The following is an 18,337-nucleotide window of genomic DNA, read 5'->3' on the forward strand; positions in this document are numbered from 1 at the left end:
TGAAGGAGGATGGACATGGAACGAGTCGTGATTACGGGAATGGGAGTTATCTCCCCTTTGGGAAATAATGTAGATACATTCTGGAATGGATTAATTGAGGGTAGATCAGGTATATCGCATATAGAACATTTTGATACAGCTTCGTACAAAACGAAAATCGCTGGTGTGGTCCGTGACTTTGATGGTGAAGAGCGTTTTGGACGCAAGAAAGCAAGGCGCATGGATCGATTCGTTCAATTTGCTGTTGCTGCTGCGGATCAGGCTGTATCACAATCAGGCCTTGTGATGGACGAACTCGACCGTGAACGGGTAGGTGTATATATTGGTTCAGGCATAGGCGGCATCCAGACATTGATGGAACAAGGCAAGGTCCTGTCCGATCGGGGACCTGCGCGAGTCAGCCCAACACTGGTACCCATGATGATATCCAATATGGCGGCAGCTATGGTCAGCATGAGGTTTGGTTGCTGGGGACCGACATTGTCGCCAGTAACCGCTTGTTCCATTGGAAATACAGCCATTGGAGAGGCTTTCCGGTTAATTCGTCATGGCGGAGCCGATGTCATTATTGCTGGCGGAACAGAAGCGGCTGTAACCGAAGTGTCACTGGCAAGCTTCGGTAATGCGACAGCGTTGTCTACACGAAATGAAGCGTTCCAAACAGCAAGCCGTCCATTTGATGCGGGGAGAGACGGTTTTGTCATGGCGGAGGGCGCCGGAATTCTGATCGTTGAGTCACTATCTCATGCACTGGCAAGAGGGGCGAATATTCTTGCCGAAGTGATTGGATATGGTGCCAGTTCAGATGCGTATCATATGGTAGCTACCCACCCGGAAGGGCGGGGGGCATATCTGGCGATGAAAGCTTCACTGAGAGAGGCTCAGATTGGACCTGAAGACATTGATGTGATTAACGCTCATGCCACCAGTACGGAGGCAGGTGACCTGTCCGAGACGAGAGCGATCAAACAACTTTTCGGGACAGGTGCCTATGATATTCCGGTCACAGCGAATAAGTCCATGACGGGACATATGCTTGGTGCAGCAGGCGGTGCGGAGGCGATCTCGCTTATTCAAACCCTGCGGCATGGCATCATTCCTCCAACTATCAATCAGGAGCAGAGGGACCCCGAATGTGATTTGGATTATGTACCAAACGAGGCAAGAAAAGCAGAGTTGCGGATTGGGATGTCTAATTCCTTTGGTTTTGGCGGTCATAATGCGGTTATTGTTCTTCAAAAGTATTCATCTTAGGCAAAAAGACAGGCTTAAGTAGAAAGAACAGCGCAGCCCCATCAGGCTACGCTGTTCTTTGGTTACTTCGACTTCGGGATCATCCACATACACCGTACCATTGGTTAACGGCCGTGTGGTTGTACGCCTTACGAAGAGAAGGACGTCGATTCCGCCACGCCTTTGTTGCCTCGGCTCAACCAGCTTACACGCCAGCGGGATTGCATGAAGAGAACCAGGAATAGGGAAGCTGCTGCAATCAGGCTAAGAATGACAAAGCCTGGTGTATAGGATTGATAGCTGCTGTACAGTTGACCGAGAATCAGCGGCAGTGCATACCCGCCCAATCCGCCAGCGGCACCTACAATACCTGTCATCAGACCAATCTCGTTGCCAAACCGTTGCGGAACCAGTTGAAACACGGAGCCATTTCCGGCTCCCAGACACATCATACCGAGGAACAGCATGACTACCACTACAGGCAGAGGTGGCATGAAGGATACGCCAATTAGCATAATACAGGCTCCTGTGTACAGGAAAGTTAGCATGCGGGTTCCGCCAATTTTGTCCGCCAGATAACCCCCGACAGGCCGGAAGAAACTGCCTGCGATTACACAGAAGGTGGTAATGTCAGCGGCACGAACAGGAGAGAGTCCATACTGGGTGTTGAAGAAGATGGTGAGATAGTTACATAATCCAACGAAGCCGCCAAAGGTTACACAATAGAAGGCACAGAATACCCAAGCATCTTTTTGTTTAAGCAGACTTCCGTATTGGGACAATTTCTTGGGTTCAGGCCGGTTAGGGCTATTCTTGGCAAAGATAGAAAAGAGGATGAATACGATAGCGATCGGTATAATGGCAAGTCCAAACACAACTTCCCAGCTGCCAAAATGCGTAGCCAAACGATTGGCAAACAACGTCGCGAGTACGGTTCCACTGTTACCCGCCCCGGCAATACCCATGGCCAGACCCTGATGCTCTTTGCCATACCATTGACCCGCCAGAGGTAGCGCAGCAGCAAAGGAAGCGCCTGCAACACCCAGCAAGAGTGCCACCACATACAGTTGGCTTAAAGAGTCGACCCATAGCCAGCCGAGTAACAAAGGAACCAGGGTGACAAGCATCCCAATCTGTGCAGTTAGTTTCGGACCTATATAATCAGACATGAAGCCAAGCACAAGCCGCAGGATGGAGCCACCAAGGATAGGCAATGCGACCAGATTGGCTTTTTCCAGCGGAGTCATCGGATAGTCCAATGCTATGACAACTGCGAGTGGACCCAGCATCCCCCATATCATAAAACTGATGTCAAAATACATAAACGCCCCGAAGAGGGTGGGCTTATGCCCGCTTTTCCAAAAACTTTTGCTCTCCATCATCCATCATCGCTCCTCATCCAATTGAGATCTTCATGATTTGTCTATGTGCTTGTTAAGGCAGAAAAAGGCCGCAATTCGTCCAGATATGAACGATTTGCGGCCCCGTTGCCGACAGGCGGTACACGTCATTGTGTTCCCGCATCTGAGTTGATCACAGCACTGTGATTTTGATTCAAATTATAATCAAGAGAAAATGTGTATGTCAACAAAAATTACATGTAATTTTAAATAATTCATTTTTTAATCGTTATTCGCATTTTTAATGTTAATTTAGTTGACATTATATTCAGATTCCCTTAATCTGAATCTAATATGAATCTACACAAAGGCGTGTGGATTCCGGAGGCAACGGTGCCCTTTTCCGAATCATGGAGAAGGGATTTTTCTGTTTATTTTCAGGTGAAAGAGATAGGGGGGCAGCCCATGAGCAGAAGCAAACTGGTGATTATCGGGAATGGTATGGCTGGAGTGAAGTGTGTCGAAGAGATCATCGCACTGGAGCCTGATACGTATGAGATTGTAATCTACGGTAATGAACCCCGTCCCAACTACAATCGGATCATGTTATCAAAAGTATTGCAGGGCGAGCATTCGTTACAGGATATCATTATCAATGATTGGACCTGGTATGCCGAGCATCATATCCGGCTATGTACAGGTGAAACGGTACACCGCATTGATACCCGAGGAAAATATATAGAGACTGAATCCGGACTAAAAGAAACCTATGATGTCCTGATTCTGGCGACAGGGTCTTCACCTTTTATCCCACCGATTCCGGGAATTGATAAAGAGCGGGTCATGTCCTTCCGAACGATTGACGATTGTACGCGCATGTCTGATTATTCCAAAACCTATCGCAAGGCCGCCGTCATTGGTGGTGGATTGCTTGGGCTGGAGGCTGCACGCGGGTTGCTGCATCTGGGCATGGAAGCTGTGGTGGTCCATAACGCACCTTACATTATGAACCGGCAGTTGGATCAGAAGGCTGCCGCGATGCTTCAGGAGGAACTCGAAAGGCAGGGCATGTCCTTTCTTTTGGCTAAAAATACGCAGAAAATTACCGGACGATCGCAGGCGCAGGGGCTGCTCTTTACAGATGGTTCCAAGCTTGAAGCTCAGGTTGTCATTGTCGCTGTTGGGATTCGGCCGAATGTGGACCTGGCTAGACGAAGCGGAATCGCTACGAATCGGGCAATTATGGTAGATGACTATATGCGCACCAGTGTACCGGATATCTACGCAGTTGGGGAATGTGCCGAACATCGGGGAATCAGTTATGGGCTGGTGGCTCCTTTATATGAGCAGGGGAAAGTGCTCGCACGTACGCTCTGTGGTCAGGAAACGCCTGAATATAAAGGATCTATTCCCTACTCACAGTTGAAGGTATCGGGGGTTGATGTTTTCTCGGCGGGTGAGATCAGTGGGGAAGGCATACAGACTGCAATTCAACATCTGGATGGCATTCAAGGCACATATAAAAAAGTACTGATGCAGGCTGGCAAAGTGCGCGGCGCCATTTTATTTGGAGATACAACCGAAGGGACGGCTTTGCTTGGACTGGTGCAACGAGGTGCGGATGTAGCGGAATTGGCTCCGCGTGAAGGGGCCCCGGACCCGGCTGAGATGGCTGCTGCGGCATTACTCGCTCAGGAAACCGTATGTGCTTGCAACAATGTGACCAAGGCTGCCATTATGAAAGCTATTCAGGAACAGGGTCTCGAGACGGCAGATCAGGTGAAGGAACAGACGAAGGCTTCTGGTTCATGTGGTGGCTGTCGCCCGATGGTGGCTGCACTGTTGAAACATACGCATAATCTGAAAAATAACGGGGGTACTGGAGTGGTCGCCATACCGGATAAACCTGCTCCAATGCCTGTGTGCAGTTGTACGGAGCTTGGGCATGCAGAACTGAAGGAAATGCTGGATGACATCGTTGTTATGGAGATAGACCTACCAGACAAATCTTTGATCTTGCAGAAGCTGGGTTGGGGTTCGGAGTTTGGCTGCGTGGTATGTCGTCCTGTGATCGACTATTACTTACAGGTATCCAATCGATCGATTAATGACAGAGAGATCATGAATAAGGAATATCGGATAGTTAAACGGAATGGAAATCAGGCTGAACTTTCAAGGGATGATGAGATCGAAGGTCACTCAGAGGTTCAGGTGCGCTGGGATGATCATATCCCCTTGTCATTCTATGCAAGGGATGCAGGGAGCTTGGCTGCACAACTTCGTATGCGTTGGGTCGGTGCAGCGATGCCGTCATCCGTGAATATAGGCGTCGCACCAGGACCGGGATCCTTGGTGAGCGCACTGGTGCAGGATATTGGCTTGCTGGCTTCCCCAGCTGGGTGGGAGATCTATGCAGGTGGTCATGCAGAGCATCCGGTCAAACAAGGTGGCTTGCTCGGGGTGGCTGAAACAGAGGTGCAAGCGGCAGCACTCGCATCAGCCTGCCTTCAATGGTATCGCCAAACCGCTTGGTATGATGAGCCGTTATGGGCATGGACGGAACGATTGGGATTCATGTCCATTCGGGAAACGCTGCTGGATGACCAGTTACAGAAGGAACTGGCAGCTACACTTCAAGCTGATATATAGATGAAAGGCGGGGATGGAAAGATGGGATTATCCGTGAGTTCAGAACCAACAGCCTCCAAGCTCTATGTAAAGGAAACCCAGTGTCCGTATTGTAGTGTGCAGTGCAAGATGACTGTTGAAGAATTGGCTGCACCTGTTGCGGGCCAGCGTCGTGGTGAGTATACGGTTCAGGGTGTTCCGAATGAAGCCTCCCAGGGCAGGTTGTGTGTGAAGGGTATGAATGCTCATCAACATGCGCTCAGTGGTCAACGATTAATGCATCCGCTCATTCGTCGCAATGGCGAGCTTGAATCCTGTTCCTGGGAGGAGGCCATTCAGACCATCGCAGAGCGGTTTCTGGACTTGAAAGATTCATACGGAGCAGATACAGTCGGAGTCTACGGAGGCGGATCTTTGACAAATGAAACAGCCTATCTGCTCGGCAAGTTCGCCAGAGTTGCATTGGGGACAAAATATATCGACTATAATGGACGGTTCTGCATGTCAGCTGCGGCTTCAGCTGGCAGTAAAGTGTTCGGGATGGATCGTGGATTGACGTTCCGTCTGTCCGATATTCCCAAGGCAGGCTGCATTGTACTTGCAGGTACCAATATTGCAGAATGCCAACCTACTCTTCTGCCATACTTTAATCAGGCGAAGGAGAACGGAGCCTTCATTATTGTTATTGATCCACGCAAGACGGCAACCGCTGCCATTGCCGACCTTCATTTGCAGGTGAAGCCTGGCATGGATGCTCTGCTGGCAGATAGCATGTTGAAGGTGATTATGGATGCCGGATTGGTGGACCCTCATTTTATAGGCGAACGAACGCACGGTTACGACCAATTGATACAAGGGTTGGCTGATTTGCAACTCGAACTGGCGGCACAAACGTGCGGGGTTGATCTGGCGCTGATTCGTCAGGCAGCGATGGCTTACGGTGAGGCAGAGACAGGCATGATCATGACAGCACGTGGTGTGGAGCAGCAGACAGATGGACATATGGCCGTCAGGCACTTTCTGAACCTGGTGCTCGCGACTGGCAAAATCGGCCGAGAAGGCTGTGGATATGGTGCAATCACAGGTCAGGGGAACGGGCAAGGCGGACGGGAGCATGGGCAGAAGGCTGACCAGCTGCCGGGCTATCGATCTATTGAAAATGAAGCTGATCGTGCCTATGTGGCAACCGTCTGGGGTGTGGACCCTGCAAGTTTGCCAGGCAAAGGGGTGTCCGCCTACGAGATGATGGAGAAGGTCCATGAGCAGGAGATTCGGGCGTTGCTCGTAATGGGCTCCAACCCGGTCGTCTCCAATCCCAATGTGCGTTTGGTGGAAGAAGGTCTGCGCAAGCTGGACTTTCTGATCGTGGCAGATATGTTTCTGTCGGAGACAGCGCGCATGGCTGATCTGGTTCTGCCGGTTACATCTTATATGGAGAATGAAGGTACACTGACCAATCTGGAGGGGCGTGTTCTGCTCCGTGAACAGGGGCGACCTGCGCCGGGAGAAACGCTTGATGATTGGGATATATTATGCCGGATTGCCGCACAATTGGGTAAAGCTTCTTACTTTGAATATGACAATGCTGAGGATATCTTTAATGAGCTTCGGGTGGCGAGCCGCGGCGGAGTGGCTGATTACTATGGCATTACCTATGAGCGTTTGCGTAACGGGAAAGGGGTATACTGGCCGTGTTCTGCCCTGGAGGATCAGGGAGAAGGACTGCTGTTCGGTGAACGATTCGCTCACCCGGACGGCAAAGCGGCATTCACATTTGAATCCAGCCCGGGCTGGAATGATATATCGCCGAAATTCCCCCTAATTCTCACCAATGGGCGTGTGCTGCCTCATTATCTTACAGGGGTGCAGACACATCGAAGTCCGGCATTGGCAGCTCGTGAATTGGAGAACTTTGTTGAACTTCACTCGGCTACCGCTGCCCGTTATCGTATTCACGATGGAGAGTGGGTAGAGATTCAATCGACGTATGGAAGCTTCACGGTTCGTTCGCGCATCAAGGATTCCATTCGAGAGGATACCTTGTTCGTGCCGATGCATTGGGGCGGCATTCAGAATGTGAATCGGGCCACCCGACCGGAACTGGACCCGTTCTGCCGGATGCCTGGCTTCAAGACAGCTGCTGTAACCATTCGACCGCTGCGTCTGGCGAGATGATTCATACAGGTTTCAATTTATTAAAGGTTCTCAGGCGACATAAACTGTTCTAATATTAGCTTAGCGGCTGCGCAGTCCATATTTATATGAGACTGTGCGGCTTTTTTTGCGTATATGTACGCAAGTAGGCCATAGTTCCGTGGTTCCACGTAAACATGAGGATTGGCTCATGAATATGGATTGAATTTTAGTTATGATGTTCATTAGGGGTACATATGTACGTATTTTATATTTTATTTAGAGACAGATCGTCACTTCGAGTTTAGGTTATTCCGCATTGTGGTATAGATATCGGGGCTTATGGAAGCTTCTTCAAATAGGGCAGGACAGAGGGGGCAAGACAGTGAACGTATGGATAACGGTAAAAAGTCTGGGCAAACGCAAGCCGGTACTTGCCAAGCAAGCTGCTGAACTTCCGGAAACAACTCATACGTTAAGGCAGCTCATTGAGAATATGGTGGCTCTGCAAGTAAAAGCGCTTCAGGACAAGAAGAAACAGTCAGAACTGCTCGCCTACCTGATGCCGGATGAGATTGAGGTGCAGGGAGCGGCGGGGAAAGTTGGGTTTGGCGCAGTATACAATGAGGGCGTTCCTGATCTGGAAGTTGCGATGGATACAGCGATAACCGCCTATGAGGATGGGTTGTACAAGGTGTTTCTCAACGATGAAGAATTGCAGGAACTGGATGAGTCACTTGTTGTAAAAGACGGAGATAACGTGGTGTTTATCCGTTTTACAATGCTTGCGGGACGTCTTTGGTAGAGAGCAATGAAGGAGGAGAACAGGATGAATCAGGAAGAGCAAGTACAGGTGTACATGGATGGATTGCAGGAAAGAGCCAAGTCGTTGACAGGGGTACAGCTTGAGCTGGCAGGCTATGTTGTGGAGATCGCCGGGTCTACGTATTTGCGTGGAGACGAAAAGATGTTTTTGAATACTGATAAGCTGCTTGGAAGGCTGGCTGTAGAAACGCAGAAACCATTATTCGAGCCACTGTTGGATGTGCTCAAGCATCTGGCGAGCGAGTCATTGGTTGCACGATTCCGTTATATTGTAGAGCGTGCGACTCGTTTCCCATACAGTAACAACTATGAACGCCGGCCTTTTCGCACATCCGATCCAGAGCAGCATGTAGAACAGGTCATTCGCAAACTGATGGGATTGTTCCGAATGGAAATGAAAAATTTCTCCCTGGAAGAATATGTGTCACTTCGTGAGTATAAGCTGGATTATCTGCATGAGATCCGTTGGGTTCTGGCGGATTGTATCGCTTATGAACTGGATCATCAGGGCGGAAATATGAAGCAGGCGCTGCATGATATTATCTATGGTGACAATCAGACGGCGTTGTTAACCCATGAAATGATCAAAGGTATATTTATGAGTGATCAGGCGGATGCCTATCAGATGGTGGGTGAGCTGCTCGTTGCAGCAAGGTTGCAGGAAGGGTTGCGCCAAAGCATTGTGGAGCGGATGGATGAAGGGACACTGGAAGCCTATATTTACATATTAAAAATCATTATCGACAACAACCTGATTCGTTTCAGTTCCGTGGTAAGAGCACTTGCCGTATGGACGGGGATCGGCATAGAAGCAGCCAACCAGCGTGTTGCCGCACAGTTGATTGAACAGGCCTATCAGGCGCTTGTGCAACCAGAAGTACGCGAGGCCTGGCAGCAGGAAGCAAACGCCAACAAACTCTTTATCAGTCTGTGGGCGACAGCGGTCATTGAAGAGAAGGAATTGAAGAGCAAGATAATCGAGATTATGGATCAAGGTCAGTTATATCAGAAGATTGTTGCCCAATATGTACTGGCTAACAGCCAGAACAGGGAGCTTCGTTTGGACATTGCACGTCGTTATCTGGAGGCGCAGGATACCGAGTTGATGCACTGGATTGTGACCAACTATGATGCGATGTATATGTACAACTGGAGTTTCGAGAATGGAGAGAATCAGCGTAGCGTCTACGTGTGGCCATTGCCTGCTCTGGGAGATAAGGCCTTGCGGCGTCAGGACTTTGATCGGTTCAAACAGATGCTGTCTGCCATTCCAAAAGGCGGGTCAGGTGGACCATCGGGTGTACTTGAGTATGTTCACTACCGGATTGATACGGATGATGTAGTCAAGAAAATGTTATATCTGGCCGCCTATGATATGGACCCGGAATGGATTGGTGAAGTTATTGCAATCAAGGACCGATTAAGCCCGGAACTACGCGGAGAACTGCTGTCCCAGTTTGTTCAGCATCCCGAGAATGAGGTGCAAAGACAGTTTGTGTTTGAGAGTTTGTCTGATAAAAGCATCAGTAATCGGGAGGGTGCACTCGCCAAGGCGAAGCTGCTCACGTTGACGGTTGAAGAGATGAAACAGATGGAGGCGTTGATGAAGCTCAAGACGGGCTCACTTCGTCAGAAGGTCATTCATGTATTGTTACTGCAACCCGTGAACCAATTGGAGGTCTCGCTGAAGCGACTTTTGCAAGCCAAGAGTGAACTGCAGCGCTTGGGTGCGCTCGAACTACTGACCGAGATTGCGGCAGATCCAGAGCGGATAGATCAGCAGGAGCAATTGCAGCCATTGGCGCAGCTGATTGAGACACCCACTGCCAAGGAACAGAAACTACTGGATAAGCTGACCGATCAGGGGAGTCGTTACACAGCCTCTAATGGATTTGGTTTATTTGATCCGAAGCGACGTGAGCCATTACTGGATGAGAAGCGTGATCTCAAGGGCCATAATCCGAAGGATATCTTTACACTCTCTCTGGATAAGACCAGACCATTTCTGGAGGGACTTAGTGAATTAGTGCATGAACACAGGGATTATGAGTATGAAGTGGAATACTACGCTGGCTATAAAGACACATTGTTAGTCGGAGCGAGTCTTCGCTCCAAGGTTCCATATGGAGAGCGGAATGAAATGAAGCAGATGGAACAGTTCCCGCTTCATGACGTATGGGAGAACTATATTCAACATGCCGAGTTCAGCAGTGTGGAACTGATGCAGCTATACATGGCTATACAGCTCCGGGAGTTCAATGGCAATTTGAGCGACCATTACAGTTATTTCCGTGAGCAGTATGACTATGACGAATTGCATAAGATTCCGTTATTGGAAGGCTGGCGCAAGTCGTTTGCTGAAAAGATCTATCCTCTGGATGACATCGAAAAGCTGCAGCAGATGCTGGATTCGTTAACGTATAATGATCAGGTAGTGGCACTGATATCGGCGGCATTTCTGGATAGCGATCCGATCGATACGTTTGAGATAGCTGAGAAAACCTGGGCCTCCATCATCGCGAGTATGCCTGCTGATCGACTCGAAAAAGAGTCAGGCATGCTTCATATTCTGACTGGACCTTGGAATTATGTAGTTCGGGGCAAAATCCATGACGATAACAGCTTCAAACGTTTCTTCCAGACAGCTTACCAGTTCACCAGTCTTGTAGAGAGTAGTCAACCGCTGTCTTTACTGTCACTTGAAGATTTCCTGCGTGCGTACCAGTTGAACCTGATTGATGATCAAGAGATATATCGACAGGTGCTGGTCGGTGGGAATCGTCTGTTGTTTATTCGGGACTTAACATCCACTCGTACAGAAATGATTGCGAGTGATCCGAAGCTTGTTCAATTGCGAGATGCGGTGGTCGATCGCATTCTGGAGATTGAGCTGACCCGGGGAGAACTCTCTACAGAAGTAAGCACACTTGCCATGAAACTGGATCGAATTGAAGGCATGGAACACTGGGTACATCTGGTCTCTGCGATGGATCAGGATACATTTGTCCGTGGATATATCTATAGCTATGGAGACAATACAACACGTAAAGAGACGTTCAGCTATCTGATTCAGAATTGTCATCCGCGGGATGGAGAGGACGAGAAGCGGCTTGGAGAGTTGCTCCAGAAGTATCCGGTGAATGAGAAAAAATTGCTGGAAGCAGCCATGTACGCCCCGCAGTGGATGGAGATTGTAGCGAAACATCTGGGATGGGAAGGTCTACGCAGTGCAGCTTGGTACTTCCATGCTCATATTAATGAACGCTTTACTGCGGAGAAAGAAACCATCGTGGCCCACTATTCTCCAATCTCACCACAGGACTTTAATGAAGGTGCGTTTGATATCGCATGGTTTGAAGAAGCCTATGCTGCTGTCGGGGAGGAACGGTTCAATCTGTTATACGATTGCGCCAAGTACATTTCCGGGGGATCTAACCACCGCAGATCCCAGTTGTTTGCAGATGCTGCACTTGGCAAGCTTCGTCTGGACGACATGCGAGAGTCCGTGTCAGATAAGCGAAACAAGGATCATTTGTTAACCTATAGCCTGATTCCATTCGCTGTAAATCGCGAACAGGATCTGCATGAGCGATACGACTTCATTCAGAAGTTCCTGATGCAGAGCAAACAATTCGGTGCACAACGCCGTGCCAGTGAAGGTGTGGCATCACAGATTGCACTGGGCAACCTTGCTCGTAATGCAGGTTATGCCGATGTTACGCGGTTGATGTGGGACATGGAAGCACGCAAGTTGGATGAGATGAAATCCTTCTTTGAACCTCATGCATTGGATGCTGACACAACAGCGCAATTGGTCATTTATGAGGAAGGCCAACCCGAGATGGTCATCGTTAGCAAAGGCAAGACACTCAAGTCTATACCTGCCCGGTTCAAAAAAGATGGATATATCGCTGAACTGAAAGAGCTAAAATCGGATCTGGTGGATCAATATCGCCGGGCAAGGCAGGAATTGGAACGTTCGATGACTGCTGGAACATCCTTTACACGTGAGGAAATTGCGAGTCTGATGCAAAATCCGGTTATACATCCGCTGGTAAGAACACTTGTATTCCAGTCAGGTGACAAGACGGGAAGATTCGATGTATCGTCCAGTGGTTTGGTTGCTCCAGGGCTGGAGGGTACGATCCATGCATTAGCGGAACAAGATAAACTTTTGATAGCTCACCCGCTTCATCTGTATCAGAACGGAAGCTGGAGTGAATTCCAGCGGGATCTGTTCACCCGTCAGGAGCGTCAGCCGTTCAAGCAGGTATTCCGTGAGCTGTATCTTCCTAACGAGGACGAATTGGCTAATGGTACGGTGTCCCGCCGATATGCCGGGTATCAGATTCAACCGAAAAAAGCAGTAGCTCTGCTTAAAGGACGCCAATGGACTGTCAGTTATGAGGAAGGTCTGCAGAAGGTAAGTTATGAGCACAATCTGATCGCGAATCTCTATGCCATGGCAGATTGGTTCTCACCAGCAGATACCGAGGCACCTACCTTGGAGACGGTGCAGTTCTACGATCGCAAGAGCTACAAACCGGTAGCGCTGCAAGATGTGCCGCTGACGTTCTTCTCCGAAGTCATGCGTGATATCGATCTGGTGGTCAGCGTTGCACATGTAGGAGGCGTAGATCCGGAAGCCAGCCTGACAACAATCGAGATGCGCCATGTCATTGTGAACGAGTCGTTGCGTCTGCTGAAGATCGACAATGTACGTCTGGACGGGAATTACGCACGAATTGATGGTGAATTGGGTGAGTATGCTGTTCATCTGGGGAGTGGTAATGTGTTCAAACAAGCCACAGGTGCACTTCATATCGTACCGGTGCACAGTCAGCATCGGGGGCGAATCTTCCTGCCATTCCTCGATGAAGATCCGAGAACAGCTGAGATTCTGTCCAAGGTGATGTTGCTCGCCGATGACAAAAAGATCAAGGACCCGCAGATTCTTGCACAGTTACAGAATTAGAAATGAACGAACTAGATTTAAACCGCCCCGTGGGGCGGTTTTTTTATTTGTAACCCCGATTTTCAATGTAACTCCGAATCTCAATATAACGAGTGTAGAACAAATAATCATGGACGGAGTGAACAATATGGAGAAATCCAAACATAAAGGCAACGGAGGAACCTGTTAAAAGGGACTTCAGTTGCTTTTATATTTTTGGATATTTCAATGGACCGGATTGGTTCCGTTTTCAAATAGACTTAGGACCCAGGGTGTGTGGATATATTCCTTAATCTGATAATTAATTGCATTAATTGGTTGAACGGGAGTGGGTCGAACCGACTGTTTTTAAAAGTAAAGAATCTGTTCTAAAGTAGTTACGGAAATGTAAATAATTCGTTTTCTTATCTTGTTATCTGAATTTTTGATGTGGTGATTCCAAAGAACTAGGCTTGTTCTTATCGATCATTTACCAAATTTAAGGGGATGTAATTCATGATCATGTCGGCTATCGTTAGGAAGCGAAATCTGCTGACTTGCTTGCAGGCTGCAGTTTCGGAAGCCATGTGCAGGACGACCTGAATGCTTGAAAGACTGGGATCAAGCCAGTTTGCATTCCCTTGTATACATGTATTCAATGTGTGCACAAGAAAAATGATCAAGAGAGAAGGAGAAGCTTACAACATGAACAGAAGACTCAATCTGATTTTCCTCAAACGATGGTTTATGTTATTAATCATCGTGGCGGTTGCGGCTATGCCGCTACACGCCTTCGCCGCGGAGGCGGAATCCGGGACTGATCGGCCATGGATGAACACATCTCTATCTGCGGAAGAACGCACCGAGCTGCTGCTCAAGGAGATGACGCTGGAGGAGAAAGTTGGATTCGTAACTGGTAAAGTAAATAACTATTATGGTTTCTATAATGATGGATTGGAGCGCCTCGGCATTCCGGCATTACAGATGGCAGATGGACCTGCAGGGGTACGTGTGGCTAACCCGGATGTGCAGGACAAAAAGTCCACGGCATTGCCTGCACCCATCGCGCTTGCCGCTTCCTGGGATACCAATCTTGCCAAGAAATATGGCGATTTGATCGGTCAGGAAGCACATGATACAACACATAATGTAGTGCTCGGCCCTGGACTGGATATTGCACGTACACCATGGGGTTCCCGGAACTTCGAATCTCTGGGGGAAGATCCGCTACTGGCTTCCGGTATGGGTGCAGCGTATGTGAATGGGATTCAAAGTAATCCGGTTATCGCTACAGCGAAACACTATATCCTGAACAACCAGGAGACGGAACGTTTCACGACCAATGCAACAGCCAGCGAACGTGCCATTCAGGAAGTCTATGCACGTCCGTTCCAGGCGATGGTCGAAAAAGCGGATCTTGGTTCAGCAATGTGTTCATTTAACCAGGTGAACGGTACATATGCTTGTGAGAACAAGGAGATGCTGACCAATGTCCTTCGGGATCAGTTTGGCTTCGAAGGGTTTGTCATGAGTGACTACGGTGCAAACTTCAGCACAGCCAAATCCGCCAATGCGGGTCTGGATCTGGAGACACCGGGAGAGCCTTACGGCAAATGGGGAGACAAATTGCTGGAAGCCGTGAACAATGGCGAAGTCAGCGAGCAAACCATTGATGAGAAGGTTAGACGCATTTTGCTTCAAATGTTCGATAAAGGGCTGTTCGATAACCCTGTAACGAATACACAAATCAATGCCAAGAAAGACGGCAAACAGGCACGTGAAATTGCAGAAGAGAGCATGGTTCTTTTGCAAAACAACGATAATGTGCTGCCGCTGTCCAAGAAAAACGTGAAATCCATCGCTGTCATCGGTCCGGATGCAGATAACGCATCTGCTGCTGGTGGAGGTAGCAGTCTGGTTAATCCGACGTATACCGTAAGTTCACTTCAAGGCATTCGTAACCGTGCCGGTAACGGTGTGGATGTAAAATATGCTGCCGGAACCGATCCTATCTCCGCAGGGGATGCATTTAATGGACCATCCGCCGTACCTTCTACTCTTTTATCACCAGCGGATGCTCAGGAAAGTGAAAGAGACTATGGTACAGATCGTGCGGAATACGGTCTGCGTGCTGAATACTGGACGAATAAAGATATGGAGGGTGACCCATCTCTGGTCCGTACAGATCATCAGGTCAACATGAATCTTGGATTCTACAACTATGAAGGTTTTAACGCACAATCTTCCAAGCTTCCAGTGACACCAACGAAGTTCAATGCCAAGATGTCTGCTCGTTGGACAGGGGCGATCACAGCACCTCAAACAGGTGATTACAAACTGTCTCTGACCAGTCTGGGTTCTGCGAAACTGTATGTGGATGATGAGTTACTCGTAGACAATCAAGGTGAAACATTGAGTACAACAAAGAAAGAAATCACATTCAAAGAAGGCGAGTCCCACAATATTCGAATTGAGTATCGTACGGATTTCCCGGTACAGACTAATCATGATATGGGTGCACAGGTTCGTTTTGGCTGGGAAGCTCCAGAAGACGCTGTGGATATCAAAATGCAAAAAGCAGTTGATCTGGCGAAAAAATCCGATGTTGCCGTCGTGGTAACTCGTACGTATGACAGTGAAGGTTACGTCGACCGTTCCGACCTGGAGCTGCCGAATAACCAGGAGCAGCTGATTCGCAAGGTAGCAACAGCCAATCCAAAAACGATTGTGGTGCAAATGAGTGGTCGCGCTGTTGAAATGGACTCCTGGCAAAAAGAAGTGCCATCCATCGTTCAGGCTTGGTATGCAGGTCAGGAACAAGGTAATGCAGTGGCACGTGTGCTGTTTGGTGATGTGAATCCATCCGGTAAGTTGCCGGTGACGTTCCCATCAGATGATTCCCAGACCCCGGTATCCACTGCGGAACAATTCCCGGGTGTGAACGGGGTGGGCAACTATTCCGAGGGTATCTTTGTAGGGTATAAAGGATATGACAAAGAAGGCATGACACCGGCGTTTGCCTTTGGACACGGGCTGTCGTATACCGATTTTAATTATCGTAATCTGCATGTGAAAAACACTGGCAAAGGTGATAAGGAAACCGTAGAAGTATCCCTTAACCTGCGTAATACCGGTAAAGTTTCCGGTGCAGAAGTTGTACAGGTCTATGTTGGCAATCTGCCAACCAAAGTCGAGACTCCGAAGAAACAACTTGCTGGTTGGGCGAAGGTTGATCTCAAAGCAGGCAAGCAGCAGCGGGTCAATATTCAACTGGATCGCAGCGCACTGTCCTATTGGGATGAAGCATCACATGAATGGGTAATGCCTAAGGGTAAAGTTCAAGTGTATGTCGGCAGTGCATCGGATGATATTCGTCTGACAGGCAGTGTGAATATCGGAAGCAAGTCTGGTAAATAAAACTGCAATCTGGGAGATTGGAAGGTTGTTATCCCAGTGAATTTATTAGCGTCAAATGCAGTTGGTTCTACTTTATATAGATTAGGAAATTGAGTCGTGGCCTATTGGCCGCGGCTTTTTCCACAATGAAAGGAGAGTGAAGCGTGATGAACATAGGCTGGCGAGAGCATCCCAAACGATGGATGATCCTGTTGATCGCAGCTATTTGTTGTATCGGTATAGGAATCTGGCTTATCTTCAACCGAAGTGAACAACCTGCTCCGCCACCGGTTGTGGACAAACAGAGAACGGCCGAAGTCTGGCTAACCACGGGAGATCAGCAAAATCTGCTTACACCTCAGAAGCCCATTCCAATTTCAGATCACCATGATGCAGACACAGACTCTCCCGTTTCTTCAACGCAGGAGTCAGACACGTCTTCATCGGATTTCACCATACAGATTGACCCGGACAAGACGTATCAGACCATGGATGGTTTTGGCGCAGCGATGACGGGTTCATCGGCACATCTGATCAACGAGCTCCCAGAGGAACAACAAGAGCAACTGCTGAAGGAACTATTTACAACAGAAGGACTGAACATGGATATGGTGCGTCACACCATTGGTGCCTCCGATTATTCGGTAGATGAATCAGGCGCGGCTTCAAGTTATACCTATGATGATATCGAGTCCGGCACGGATTATGACATGGAACACTTTTCGATCGAAAAGGATCAGGAAGTCGTGAATATGCTGGAGCGTGTAGCTGGTTTGAAACCGGATCTTAACGTACTGGGCACCCCGTGGACGGCCCCGGCCTGGATGAAGTATGGGGAGAAGACCACAAACGGCTGGTATTTGGATTACAACGACCCCCAGGTATACGAAGCGTACGCAAGATATTTTGTGAAATATATCAAAGCTTATCAGACAAAGGGCATTCCCATCTACGGGATCACGTTGCAAAATGAACCGGAGTTCACATCGAATAAATATCCAAGTATGAGTATGGGCGCCGAAGAACAAGCGATGTTCATACGGGATTATCTTGGCCCTGCGCTACAGGACGCGGGACTGGATACGCGAATCATCGCGTATGATCATAACTGGGATCAGGCGGTCGAATATACCAGCAAGGTGATTGGTGATGAACAGGCTGCTGCCTATATCGATGGATCTGCTTTCCACTGTTATGCAGGTGATCCATCGGTCATGTCGGAAGTGCATGAGCGCTTCCCGGACAAAAATATCTATTTTACCGAATGTAGTGGTGGGGAGTGGAGTCCTGATTTTGGCGAGAATCTGAGCTGGCAGATGTCCAATCTCATTATTGGTGCACCTCGCAACTGGGCGAAAAATGTGCTGCTCTGGAACATCGCACTCGATCCGCAAGGTGGACCCACGAACGGTGGCTGTGAGAACTGTCGCGGGGTTGTGACGATTGACCCGGAGCGTGATGAAATCACGAGAAATGTCGAGTATTATGCTATGGGTCACATCAGCCGTTATGTACGTCCGGGAGCTGTGAGAGTTGATTCCACGCAAGAACAGGGCCAGCTCGAGAACGTAACCTTCCGCAATCCGGATGGAACGTTGGTGCTGGTTGCAGCTAACACGGGTGAGGCAGAAGTTTCCTTTGATGTACTCATAGATGGAGATTCGTTTCGATATATACTGCCTTCCCAATCGGCAGCAACCTTCCGTTGGAAGCCAAAAACGGAGGGAGAACGTTGACTCATGATTGGAAATTATGGGTACAGATTGAATGATGAACATGATAAAATAAACGTTGAGTTATTTCAAATTTGAAGTGTTAAACAAGTCCGATCCCAGGATCGGGCTTTTAC

8 protein-coding genes are annotated in these 18,337 nt (G+C 48.7%); 7 read left to right on the plus strand and 1 reads right to left on the minus strand.

The window, feature by feature from the left end; all coding sequences use genetic code 11:
- Positions 1-15 precede the first annotated feature (15 nt).
- On the plus strand, positions 16-1,254 hold the full coding sequence (gene fabF / locus AC4E8D_RS04700; protein ID WP_339306917.1) for a beta-ketoacyl-ACP synthase II: 1,239 nt from the start codon (positions 16-18) through the stop codon (positions 1,252-1,254).
- Between the two features lie 128 nt (positions 1,255-1,382).
- Here the strand turns inward: fabF and AC4E8D_RS04705 are convergent, their stop codons facing one another.
- The gene (locus AC4E8D_RS04705; protein WP_339308604.1) at positions 1,383-2,612 is read right to left on the minus strand and encodes a nitrate/nitrite transporter; all 1,230 of its coding nucleotides are present in this window, start codon (positions 2,610-2,612) and stop codon (positions 1,383-1,385) included.
- Between the two features lie 426 nt (positions 2,613-3,038).
- On the opposite strand from AC4E8D_RS04705, the gene nirB reads away from it, so the two are divergent.
- From nirB to AC4E8D_RS04735, 6 genes are all read left to right on the plus strand, one after another.
- Positions 3,039-5,222 carry a nitrite reductase large subunit NirB gene (gene nirB / locus AC4E8D_RS04710; protein ID WP_490205900.1) on the plus strand — a complete coding sequence of 728 codons (2,184 nt, stop codon included), beginning with the start codon at positions 3,039-3,041 and terminating at the stop codon, positions 5,220-5,222.
- 21 nt (positions 5,223-5,243) lie between these two features.
- The gene (gene nasC, locus AC4E8D_RS04715; protein WP_405131469.1) at positions 5,244-7,376 is read left to right on the plus strand and encodes an assimilatory nitrate reductase catalytic subunit NasC; all 2,133 of its coding nucleotides are present in this window, start codon (positions 5,244-5,246) and stop codon (positions 7,374-7,376) included.
- Positions 7,377-7,719: 343 nt separating this feature from the next.
- Positions 7,720-8,139, plus strand: a complete 420-nt coding sequence (locus AC4E8D_RS04720; RefSeq protein WP_221818824.1) for a hypothetical protein — start codon at positions 7,720-7,722, stop codon at positions 8,137-8,139.
- Positions 8,140-8,163: 24 nt separating this feature from the next.
- Positions 8,164-13,134 carry a DUF4132 domain-containing protein gene (locus tag AC4E8D_RS04725; RefSeq protein ID WP_490205901.1) on the plus strand — a complete coding sequence of 1,657 codons (4,971 nt, stop codon included), beginning with the start codon at positions 8,164-8,166 and terminating at the stop codon, positions 13,132-13,134.
- Between the two features lie 663 nt (positions 13,135-13,797).
- A complete protein-coding gene (locus AC4E8D_RS04730; protein ID WP_490205902.1) occupies positions 13,798-16,509 on the plus strand; it encodes a glycoside hydrolase family 3 C-terminal domain-containing protein in 2,712 nt (903 codons plus the stop codon).
- 146 nt (positions 16,510-16,655) lie between these two features.
- Positions 16,656-18,224: a glycoside hydrolase family 30 protein gene (locus AC4E8D_RS04735; RefSeq protein ID WP_490206466.1), complete on the plus strand. Its 1,569-nt coding sequence runs from the start codon at positions 16,656-16,658 to the stop codon at positions 18,222-18,224.
- The last annotated feature ends 113 nt before the right edge of the window (positions 18,225-18,337 follow it).

The organism is Paenibacillus sp. SRL342, assembly GCF_984798905.1.

What these genes read in the sequence shown, in the direction of transcription:
- nirB (WP_490205900.1), top strand. Translation starts at nt 3,039, where the DNA reads ATGAGCAGAAGCAAACTGGTGATTATCGGGAATGGTATGGCTGGAGTG.
- nasC (WP_405131469.1), top strand. Translation starts at nt 5,244, where the DNA reads ATGGGATTATCCGTGAGTTCAGAACCAACAGCCTCCAAGCTCTATGTA.
- fabF (WP_339306917.1), top strand. Translation starts at nt 16, where the DNA reads ATGGAACGAGTCGTGATTACGGGAATGGGAGTTATCTCCCCTTTGGGA.
- AC4E8D_RS04705 (WP_339308604.1), bottom strand. Translation starts at nt 2,612, where the DNA reads ATGGAGAGCAAAAGTTTTTGGAAAAGCGGGCATAAGCCCACCCTCTTC.
- AC4E8D_RS04735 (WP_490206466.1), top strand. Translation starts at nt 16,656, where the DNA reads ATGAACATAGGCTGGCGAGAGCATCCCAAACGATGGATGATCCTGTTG.
- AC4E8D_RS04725 (WP_490205901.1), top strand. Translation starts at nt 8,164, where the DNA reads ATGAATCAGGAAGAGCAAGTACAGGTGTACATGGATGGATTGCAGGAA.
- AC4E8D_RS04730 (WP_490205902.1), top strand. Translation starts at nt 13,798, where the DNA reads ATGAACAGAAGACTCAATCTGATTTTCCTCAAACGATGGTTTATGTTA.